We start from the raw sequence: 10,007 nt of genomic DNA, 5'->3' as shown, positions 1-10,007 counted from the left end.
CCGGGTGGGGGTGGCGGCGGGCCGGACTCCGCCGTCGGCTCGGTCCGATCCGGCTGGGCCGCCGGCTCCGCCGCGGTGGCGGGCTGCGTCCGGCGCTGGAGCGGCTCGGGGTGAGGCAGGTCCGGTCCCAGCAGTTCGGGGCGGACGACATCCGGCCGGCCCGGCTCCGGGCGGACGGCCGCCGACTCGGGTCGGGTGGGCCCGGTCTCGGGACGAGCCGCCGTCGGCTCCGGCTCCGGCGGGCCGGTTTCGGGCGCGGGTTCGGGTGCGTCCGGCTCGGGCTCAGGGTCGAACTGGATCGGCCGGGTCTCCCGCGTGACGTCGGGCTCGACCACCGGCTCGGGGAGGACGGGCTCGGGCTGGACCCGCCGCGCCCGCCGTCCGGCGCCCCGGGAGGCCATCGGCTGGGCGAACGGGTCGGTGGCCGGATCGAGCCACTCGATGCTGGTGGCCTCGCCGTGACCGTGCACGGCGACGAGGTCGTCGAGCGAGCTCCACAGGCTGGTGGCGGGGTGGGCGGACGCCCAGCGCAGCGCCACGTGGCCGTCGGCGAAGACGACGCCGTAGGCCACCACCCCGACCCCGGACACACCGGTGTAGTCGACGTGGCGGACGAGGGCGAACCGTCGTGGGAGCAATCGACCACCGTAACGTTGGGAACTCCGGGCAGGCCGGACGTCACCCCCGTGTCACTCTGGCCTGTGCAGCCCTCATCATCGTCGATGCCGCGCGATCCTGTCACGGCGGCCCGCCGGTGACACTCGGTAGCAGGGGTACTACCCGTTGTGGGTCCCGGCCGGGTTACGGTACGACCCGACTCTAGTAACCCTCTTCGAAGGTCGGGTTATGCAAAGATCACGAACTCTCTCCAGTCCACGTACGGACTGGACCGAGGGCTCAGGGGGACCTTCGGCCCCCATCGCCCGTCGGTTTTGCATAACCCTCCCGGCCAACGTTTCCAGGAGTGATCTCGATGGACCCTCGGCTGCAGCCCCAGACTCCCGAAGTCGACCCCATGGTGACCACCGCGGTGATGAACGTGCGCGATCGCTTCGGCGCGGAGGGCCTGCGTGACCTCATGGCCGTCGCCCAGATGGAGCTGCGCAACGCCGAGGCGGCGGAGCGGCGGCTGGCCGCACTGGCCGAGCCGGCGGCCGCCGCCGAGCCCGTGGACGCCGCGGACACGCAGGCCTGGCTGGCCTACACCGAGGTCGACCCGGACCGCGAGGACGACCGCCGCTGACGGCGCCACGCCCGCGTCAGCTGGCCGGGGTCAGATCGCCCGGAGGGCGGTGAGGATCTCGGTGGCCCACCGAGAGATGTCGTGGCTGGTCACGTGGTCGCGCAGCAGCTTCATCCGCTGCTCAGCCTCGGCCGGCTCGATGCGCATCGCGGTCAGCATGGTGCGCTTCAGCCCGTCGATGTCGTGCGGGTTGACAAGGAACGCGCCCTCGCCCAGTTCGTCGGCGGCCCCGGCGAACTCTGACAGCACGAGCGCGCCGCGCAGGTCGGCCCGGGCACCGACGTACTCCTTGGCCACCAGGTTCATGCCGTCGCGCAGCGGCGTCACCACCATGACGTCGGCCGCCAGCAGCAGCGCGACCAGCTCGGAGCGGTCGTAGGAGGAGTGCAGGTAGTGCACGGCGGGGTGCCCGATGCGGCCGTAGTCGCCGTTGATGCGCCCCACCTGCAGCTCGACGTCGTCGCGCAGGGTCTGGTACGCCTCGACGCGCTCGCGGCTGGGCGTGGCTACCTGCAACAGCACGGCCTCCTCGGGCGTGACCGTGCCTTCGGCGAGGAGCTCACCGAACGCCTTGAGCCGGTGGCCGATGCCCTTGGTGTAGTCGAGCCGGTCGACGCCGAGCAGGATGTATCTTGGCGCGCCGACCTCCTCGCGGATGGTCGCGGCCCGGGCCCGGACCTCGGGGTCCTCGGCCAGCCGGGCCACCTCCTCGACCTGGATCGAGATGGGGAAGGCGCGGGAGAACACCTCGCGGCCGTCTGGGAGCACGAGCGTTTCGTCGCGCAGTACCGCCGAGGTGAAGTTCTCGGCCAAGGACTCGAAGTTGCGAGCGGCCCCGGCCCGCTGGAACCCGACGAGGTCCGCGCCGAGCAGGCCTTCGAGGATCTGCCGCCGCCAGGGCAGCTGCGCGAACAACTCGGTGGGCGGGAACGGGATGTGCAGGAAGAAGCCGATCTTGAGGTCCGGCCGCAGCTCGCGCAACATCTGCGGCACCAGTTGCAGCTGGTAGTCCTGGATGAACACGACGGCGTTCTCGGCGGCCACCTCGGCGGCTGCCCGGGCGAACCGCTGGTTGACCATGCGGTAGGCGTCCCACCACTCGCGGTGGTATTCCGGCTGGACGATGACGTCGTGGTACAGCGGCCACAGCGTGGCGTTGGAGAACCCCTCGTAATAGAGGGCGATCTCCTCGGCCGACAACGGGACCGCCACCAGGTCCATGTCATCGGTCGAGAACGGCTCCGGTGCGTCGTCGGGCGAGCCGGTCCAGCCCACCCACGCACCGTCGTAGGCCCGCATCACCGGAGCCAGAGCGGTGACCAGCCCGCCGGGGCTCCTGCGCCAGGTGGTCGCGCCGTCGGCCGTCGACACGCGGTCGACAGGCAGCCGATTGGCGACTACGACGAAGCTACTCGTTCCAGTCGTGGACAAATGGGGCCTCCTCGTGCCGACAACGGTAACCGAGTGGTGTTGCATGGCTGTCACAGCCCTTGCCTACGATGGCTGGTATGGACGACCACGAGCGCGACATCCTCGAGTTCGAGCATCGCTGGTGGAAGTACCCAGGCGCGAAGGAACAAGCCGTACGCAGCGAGTTGGGCATCTCTGCCACGCGCTATTACCAGGTGCTGAACGCGCTGATCGACCAGCCCGAGGCGCTCGCGCACGACCCCCTCCTGGTGCGGCGGTTGCGGCGGCAGCGATCGCGTCGGCTGCGGACGCGAACGGGGCGCCCGCTCGCTGCGGAGGCATGAGCGGCCGCGCCAGTCCATACGACAGTGTCGCTGATCTTGATCAAGGACGCCAGAGCCGAGTGCCTCGCTTCGGGCACGTCGCGTGGCGTACGCTTCTGACCCTTGGCCAAAGCCGACCGCAAGGTCCCTGGCGGGGGCGAGTCCCGCAAGGGAAAGGAAAGCTGTGACGATGAGTGACCGACTCCAGCGGCTCTGGCCGTCGCTCGTCGCGCTCGTCGGCACGGTGGCGGTCGTCCTGGCGCTGCTCTGGTACTTCGGTGACGACACCGAGGACAGCACCCCCGACGACATCGCGGCCGGTGACGCCTCCGGGGAGGAACCGCCGGCGACGGAGCCGCCGCCCGAGACCGAGGCGCCGCCCACCGACGCACCCACCGAGGAGCCGACGGAGGAGCCGACGGAGGAGCCGACGGAGCCGGTCACCGCCGACCCTGAGGTCCGCGAGCCGCTGGGCGTGCTCAACCAGACCGACGAGGCCGGGCTCGAGGAGCGTGCCAGCGAGCGGTTCCAGGAAGGCGGCTGGGAGGTCGCCGCGATGAGCGAGTTCACCGGCAACGTCCCGGAGACCACGGTCTACGTGCCCGAGGGCATGGAGGAGGCCGCCGACGCGCTGGTGACCCAGTTCCCGGAGATCGGGCGCGTCATGCCGAACGTCGAACCGTTCAACGACACCCGGCTGGTCATCGTCCTTGCCGACGACTACCTCGACGAGGTCGAGTCCGAGTGACGCCCGAGCTGGGAAGGCTGTCCGGTCGACTGGACCGGACCCTCGTGGCCCTCGACTTCGACGGCGTCCTCTCGCCGATCGTCCCCGACCCGGGGCGGGCGGTCGCGCTGGCCGGCACCGCCGACGTCCTGACGGCGGTCGCCGCCCGGGTCGCCCGGGTCGCCGTCGTCACCGGCCGGCCCGCCGCCGAAGCCGTCCGGCTCGGCTCGCTGCAGGACGTGCCCGGGCTCCTGGTGCTGGGGCACTACGGCCTGCAGCGCTGGTCGGCCGGGACGCTGAACACGCCCGACAGCGACGATGGCGTCGACCTCGCCCGGCGGCGGGTGACTGAGTTGGCCGCCGCCCGGCCCGGCGTCACCGTCGAGGACAAGCAGCACTCCGTGGCGCTGCACACGCGGTCCGCGTCCGACCCCGCCGCCGCCCTCGACGAGCTGCGCCCGCACGCCGACGCCGTCGCGGCCGAGGCCGGGCTGCAGGTCACGCCCGGCCGGTTCGTGCTCGAGCTGCGTCCGGTGGGTGTCGACAAGGGCCTCGCGATCCGGTCGCTGGTGGCCGAGACCGGCGCCACCGCCGTCCTCTACGCCGGCGACGACCTCGGCGACCTGCCCGCGGTCGTGGCGGTGCGCGAGCTCGCGTCGTCGGAGGACCTCGTCGGGATCGTCGTCTGTTCCGACGCCGAGGAGGCGTCCGCCGAGCTGCGGAATGCCGCGGACGTCGTCGTCCCGGGCCCGCCCGGCGTGCAGGCGCTGCTCCGCGAGCTCGCCACGCTCGACTGACGCGGTATCACCGCGGGGCTGAGCCCGTTCGGCGGCCGACGCCGTCCATCCGTCGTTGATCTTGGAGTAGTGCCGCTAATCGGGGATGACATGTCCGATAGCCACCGCACTTTCTCCAAGATCAACGGGGCTGGGTGTGCTGCGTGGGCCGTTCATCGAGCAGCTCACGCGCGATGCCGTCGAGTGACAGGCCGGGGGCTGCCGCGGCGTCTCGCGGAATGTCGATCATCCACGATGTGACACAGAATTGTCTCGCATCGTGGATGTGTGCTGCCTGGATCCAAAACCGGCACGTATGGTGACAGCCAGTTGTCCTCATCCAGAGGAGCCGAGGGACCGGCCCGTCGAAGCTCCGGCAACCGTCCGTGTCGATCAGCGCGGTGACGGTGCCAATTCCGGCCCGCCCGACCGGGTGGGAGAGATGAGAAGGGATCCGCAGCAGCATGACCCTCACCAGCACCACCTCCCTTGGGCGCGCTACGCACCTGTCATGTCGTGAGTGCGGCGCCACCGTCGAGCTGGGTCCCTACTACGCGTGCCTGGAGTGCTTCGGGCCGCTCGAGGTGGCCTACGACTTCGGCACCATCACGCGCGAGCGCGTCGAGAGCGGCCCGCGGTCCATCTGGCGCTACCGCGACCTGCTGCCGGTGCCCGAGAACGTCACCGAGATCCCGAACACCGACCCGGGCTTCACCCCGCTGGTCCGCGCCGACAACCTGGCCCGCGAGCTCGGCCTCAAGGCCCTGTGGATCAAGAACGACGCCGCCAACCCCACGCACTCGTTCAAGGACCGCGTGGTGGCCGTCGCGCTGGCGGCGGCGCGTGAGCTGGGCTTCAAGGTCCTGGCGTGCCCATCCACCGGCAACCTCGCCAACGCGGTCGCCGCGGCGGCGGCCCGGGCCGGCATCACCAGCTACGTGTTCATCCCGAGCAACCTCGAGCAGCCCAAGATCGTCACGAGCGCCGTCTACGGCACCACGCTGGTCGCCGTCGAGGGGAACTACGACGACGTCAACCGCTTGGCCTCGGAGCTGGCCGGCGAGCACGACGACTGGGCGTTCGTCAACGTCAACGTGCGGCCGTACTACGCCGAGGGCTCCAAGACGCTCGGCTACGAGACCACCGAGCAGCTCGGCTGGCGGCTGCCCCGTCAGGTCGTCATCCCGGTGGCCAGCGGCTCGCAGCTGACCAAGGTCGACAAGGCGTTCCGCGAGCTCGTCCAGCTGGGCCTGGCCGAGGGCGACGCGCCGGCCATCTTCGGTGCGCAGGCGACGGGCTGCTCGCCGGTCGCGGCCGCGTTCAAAGCCGGCCACGACGTCGTCCGCCCGGTGCGGCCGGACACCATCGCGAAGTCGCTGGCCATCGGCAACCCCGCCGACGGGCCGTACGTGCTCGACGTCGCGCGGCGGACGCGTGGCGCGGTCGAGGACGTTAGCGACGAGGAAGTGGTCGACGGCATCCGCCTGCTGGCCCGCACCGAGGGCATCTTCGCCGAGACCGCCGGCGGTGTCACCGTCGCTGTCCTGGCCAAGCTGCTGCGCGAGGGGAAGCTCGACCCCGATGCCGAGACCGTCATCTTCAACACCGGCGACGGGCTCAAGACGCTCGACGCCGTCTCGTCCGTGGTCGGCCCCGCCGGCACCATCGCACCCACTACCGAGGCGTTCCACAGCCTCGTCAACGGAGGCTGAACATGAGCGTCGCCGTACGTGTCCCGACGATCCTGCGCACCTACACCAAGGGCGAGTCCGACGTCAGCGTCGAGGTGCCCGACGGCGCCACGCTCGCCGACGTGCTCGGCGCGCTCGACGCCGCCTACCCGGGCATCGGTGCGCGCGTCCTCGACGACACGGGCCAGATCCGCCGGTTCGTCAACGTCTACGTGAACGAGGACGACGTGCGCTTCACCGACGGCCTGCAGACGCCGACGCCCGCCGGCGCCAAGGTTTCGGTCATCCCGGCAGTCGCCGGCGGCTGACCGCCGCGCTTGCCGGCGCCAGGTACACCCGGGCCGAGGTACGGTCAGCCGACGGTGACCTCGCTGATGTTGAAGGCGTCCTCCGCCCAGGGAAAGACCCAGATGAAGAGGGCGTAGACGATCGCGGCGATGAGGATCAGGTAGATGAGCAGCCGAACGGGCCACGGTCCCGGCAGGTGCCGCCAGATCCAGGCGTACATCTGTCTAGACTTCCTCTCCGCCGATCAGGATCCCGGTCGCGTACATACGGTGTGACGAGCCCCAGCGCGGCCAGCACGTGGTCAGCGTGATGCGCCGCTCGGTTGCCTCGGCCTCGTCGCCCTCCCCGGGCACCGGGTCGACCACCCAACTGTCCCTGATGCCGATCCTGTTGCCGTCAGGGTCTCCGTTCGGTGCGCTGTCCAGTTCATAGAGATACGTGCCGGTTGCCGTCTCGATCTCGATGATGTCGCCGACCTGCAATTCGGGGAACTGGGCGAACGGCTCACCGTGACCAGAACGGTGCCCGGCGATGGAGAAGTTCCCGACCGCGCCCGGGTCGACGGTGTCGAGGTAGTGGCCGGGGCCGTTCTTGAGGTCGGCGTCCTCGGTGCCCTGGACGATGATCCACTCCCAGTCCTCGCCGAAGCGGGGGATGCGGATGATGCCGTACGCGTCGCCGACCTCGAGCTCGTCGAGCGGAATGGGGTCCTTCTCGATCTGCCCGGCATCGAGGCCCAGCTGGTCGCGCAGGTCGTCCTGCGCGTTGGCGGTCTGGATGCCGGTGCCCCACAGCGTGTAGACCACGAACAACAGCACGACGGCCCCGGCGGTGAGCATGAGCTCGCCGACACCACCCGCGATGAGTGCGACGACGTTGCGCTGGGGCGCCGGCTGCTGGGTCTTCCGGCGGGAGGCTTTACGACGCCCCCGGGCCGCCTTGCGATGCATGGCCAAGAGCCTAACCGGCGACCCCCGCTCCCCGTGAGCTGATCTCTGCGAGAAGGGTCGAAGCGGAAAATCGGGTCTGCTACCGTACCGCGAGCGTGTGCCCTGAGAATCATTGAATCTTCAGGAGATATGAATACATGAATCGCGTGATCGCGCGCCGGCTGCTGGCCGCGGTGGCGGTGACCGGGACGGGCGCGCTCGCGTTCGCCGGCGCCGTGCCGGCGGCCGCCACCGATGATCTGACCGAGCTGGTCGACCTCCAGTCAGACGCGGTGGTGGCCCGGACGCTCGAGGTCGCCGCCGACCGCGCCGACCTCGCGGTCGACGTCGTTCGGGAGCTCGTCGAGTCCGGCCAGGCCATCGTGGGCGACGGTGGGACGCTGTCCTACACCGACCGGTTCGAGGCGCCGGACGACCACGACCACGCCGGCGAGGCGTCGCCGGCCGCCGACGTCCCCGGCGATCCCGCGGGCGGCTCCAAGCCGGGCGCGCCGCTCACCATCTACCTCGACTTCGACGGTGCGACGATCCGGAGCACCGAGTGGAACCGGTACTACCAGGAGGACGTGTACGAGCTGACCCCGAACGCGGCCGCCTCGGACGCGGACTACGTGTACCAGGTGTGGGCGCGAGTGGCGGAGGACTACGCGCCGTTCGACGTCAACGTCACCACCACGGACCCGGGTCCCGACGCGCTGTACAAGACGTCCGAGGACGACGGCGAGTACGGCATGACGGCCGTCGTCACCGACACCACGGACATCGCGCCGGCCGAGGAGTCCAGCGGGCGGGCCTGGGTGGGCGGGTTCGGCAACGAGTTCCTGTCGCCGGCCATGATCTTCGCCCCGATGGCGCGCGACAGCAATGCGCCCGACGTCGGCAACATCGTCTCGCACGAAGTCGGCCACACGCTCAACCTTGCCCACGACGGCATCGGCGACGACGAGTACTACGGCGACGCGCTGGCCGAGCCCGGCTCGCTGTGGGGCCCGATCATGGGTGCGCCGTGGTCCACGCCGCTGTCGCAGTGGTCGCCCGGCGACTACGCCGACGCCACCAACCCCGGCGACGACGACCTCGCCGAGATCACCGCCGACACCACGATCCGCACGTTCGCGGTGTTCGACGGCGACGCGATGTGGACCGACGTCTACTGCACCGACGCCAGCGACCCGAACAACCCGCAGCCGGGCGACCGGGCGTTCAAGCCGGCCGGTCCTGAGGCCGCCCCGTGCGCCGAGGCCGGCACAGAGCTGACGCTCGAGTTCCACTACGGCGGCCGGGCCGCGTACGCCGCCGACGACCACGGCGACGTGCTCGACGAGGGCACCGCCCTGGACACCTCCACCGGCGAGTTCACCGCGGCCGGCGTCATCGGGCAGTCCGGCGAGCGCGACGTGTTCACGCTCGTCACCAACGGCGGCCCGGTCACCGTGGCGGCCGAGGGCGCCACCGTCGGCGGCAACCTCGACATCCGGCTCGAGCTGATCGACGCCGACGGCGAGCTGGTCGCCGAGGCGAACCCCGAGGCGGCCACCGACATCGCCAGCTCGCCCACCGACCGCACGGCCTCCGGCCTCGACGCGCAGATCGAGACCGAGCTGGAGACCGGCCTGTACTACGTACGCGTCAGCGGCATCGGCCAGGGCGACCCGGCCGCGAACACGCCGAGCAACGGCTCCGGCTACACCGAGTACGGCAGCCTGGGCAACTACACCGTGACCGGCACGGCGGCCGCGTTCGAGGCCGCGCCGATCACGATCATCTCGCCCGAGGACGGTGACGAGGTGCAGCGGTCGCCGGTCGAGATCACCGGCTCCGCCGAGCCCGGCTCGACGGTGACGCTCACGATCGGCGACGAGGTCGTCGGCGAGGGCACCACTGATGACGAGGGCACCTGGAGCATCGTGCTCACCGCCGACCTGCCGTACGGCGAGTCGACGATCACCGCGCAGCAGACGGTCGGCAGCATCGAGGTGCCCGAGACGGCGTCCGTCACCGTCGTGGTCCCGGTCGACCCGCCGACCATCGTGCGGCCGGTCGACGGCGACACCGCCACCACGGCGACGCCGACGTTCAGCGGCGAGGGCCTGCCCGGCGCCTCCGTCGAGCTGAGCATCACCTGCGGCGAGGAGACCTGGTCCGGCACCGCCGAGGTCGACGGCGAGGGTGCGTGGACGTTCGAGCCCGAGCAGAACCTGCCCAACGGCGTGTGCTCGGTCACGGCGGTGCAGTCGATCAATGGCGTCACCTCCGCGCAGACCGACGCGGTGTCGTTCACCGTCGACGTCGCGAGCGGCGACGAGGGCGGCTCCGACGATGGCGGCGAGGGTGGCACCGACGACGGCGGCGAGGGTGGCACCGAGGACGGCGACGACCTACCTGACACCGGTACGTCGACGAACCTGTTCCTCCTGACCGCCGGCGTGGTCCTGCTCGGCCTGGGTGGTGCGCTGTACGCGCACACCCGGCGGGGCGTGGCCGGCTGACGTCCGACCCCTTCGACGGGGCCCGGGCCGACGCGTCCCGGGCCCCGTCGGCGTCTCCGGCCGGACGCCGCGAAACCGCGGCCGCGCCCCGTGCGTCAGACTCAGGAAGG

General features: G+C 71.0%; 11 protein-coding genes and 1 riboswitch. Of the genes, 7 read left to right on the top strand and 4 right to left on the bottom strand.

The genetic code is table 11. The features are described 5' to 3' along the window. A partial coding sequence (locus tag E1262_RS30955) for a hypothetical protein (protein ID WP_420810539.1) occupies positions 1-638 on the bottom strand: 638 nt, incomplete at its 3' end. Positions 639-1,015: 377 nt separating this feature from the next. On the opposite strand from E1262_RS30955, the gene E1262_RS18290 reads away from it, so the two are divergent. Beyond that, positions 1,016-1,243, top strand: a complete 228-nt coding sequence (locus E1262_RS18290) for a hypothetical protein (protein ID WP_162605974.1) — start codon at positions 1,016-1,018, stop codon at positions 1,241-1,243. 30 nt (positions 1,244-1,273) lie between these two features. On the opposite strand, the gene E1262_RS18285 is transcribed toward E1262_RS18290, so the two are convergent. Beyond that, positions 1,274-2,719, bottom strand: coding sequence for an alpha,alpha-trehalose-phosphate synthase (UDP-forming) (locus E1262_RS18285; RefSeq protein WP_132104577.1), 1,446 nt, complete (start codon positions 2,717-2,719; stop codon positions 1,274-1,276). A gap of 32 nt (positions 2,720-2,751) precedes the next feature. Here E1262_RS18285 and E1262_RS18280 point away from each other — a divergent pair, with 32 nt between their 5' ends. The 5 genes from E1262_RS18280 (at position 2,752) to E1262_RS18260 (ending at position 6,478) form a co-directional block, all read left to right on the top strand. Continuing rightward, positions 2,752-2,997 (top strand): DUF3263 domain-containing protein, encoded by a 246-nt coding sequence (locus tag E1262_RS18280; protein ID WP_238992981.1) that lies wholly within the window; start codon positions 2,752-2,754, stop codon positions 2,995-2,997. Between the two features lie 169 nt (positions 2,998-3,166). Beyond that, positions 3,167-3,724, top strand: a complete 558-nt coding sequence (locus tag E1262_RS18275) for a LytR C-terminal domain-containing protein (protein WP_132104567.1) — start codon at positions 3,167-3,169, stop codon at positions 3,722-3,724. After that, the gene (gene otsB, locus E1262_RS18270) at positions 3,721-4,500 is read left to right on the top strand and encodes a trehalose-phosphatase (RefSeq protein WP_132104566.1); all 780 of its coding nucleotides are present in this window, start codon (positions 3,721-3,723) and stop codon (positions 4,498-4,500) included. The genes E1262_RS18275 and otsB overlap by 4 nt, the downstream gene beginning before the upstream one ends. Before the next feature lie 312 nt (positions 4,501-4,812). Then, positions 4,813-4,928: riboswitch (SAM riboswitch) on the top strand. A 15-nt stretch (positions 4,929-4,943) separates the two neighbouring features. Further along, entirely contained in the window at positions 4,944-6,191 is a 1,248-nt protein-coding gene (thrC, locus tag E1262_RS18265) for a threonine synthase (RefSeq protein WP_132104565.1), read from the top strand. 2 nt (positions 6,192-6,193) lie between these two features. Continuing rightward, complete coding sequence (locus E1262_RS18260) at positions 6,194-6,478, top strand: ubiquitin-like small modifier protein 1 (protein ID WP_132104564.1); 285 nt, start codon at positions 6,194-6,196, stop codon at positions 6,476-6,478. Between the two features lie 44 nt (positions 6,479-6,522). On the opposite strand, the gene E1262_RS30950 is transcribed toward E1262_RS18260, so the two are convergent. Together E1262_RS30950 and E1262_RS18255 are read right to left on the bottom strand one after the other, a co-directional pair. Continuing rightward, a complete protein-coding gene (locus E1262_RS30950) occupies positions 6,523-6,678 on the bottom strand; it encodes a hypothetical protein (protein ID WP_203453993.1) in 156 nt (51 codons plus the stop codon). Between the two features lie 4 nt (positions 6,679-6,682). After that, positions 6,683-7,408, bottom strand: a complete 726-nt coding sequence (locus E1262_RS18255) for a class E sortase (RefSeq protein WP_132104563.1) — start codon at positions 7,406-7,408, stop codon at positions 6,683-6,685. 137 nt (positions 7,409-7,545) lie between these two features. On the opposite strand from E1262_RS18255, the gene E1262_RS18250 reads away from it, so the two are divergent. Next, on the top strand, positions 7,546-9,897 hold the full coding sequence (locus tag E1262_RS18250) for an Ig-like domain-containing protein (RefSeq protein ID WP_132104576.1): 2,352 nt from the start codon (positions 7,546-7,548) through the stop codon (positions 9,895-9,897). Positions 9,898-10,007 lie beyond the last annotated feature (110 nt).

This window comes from Jiangella aurantiaca (assembly GCF_004349105.1).
Lineage (GTDB): Bacteria > Actinomycetota > Actinomycetes > Jiangellales > Jiangellaceae > Jiangella > Jiangella aurantiaca.
This window is presented reverse-complemented; position numbering and strand designations above follow the sequence as displayed.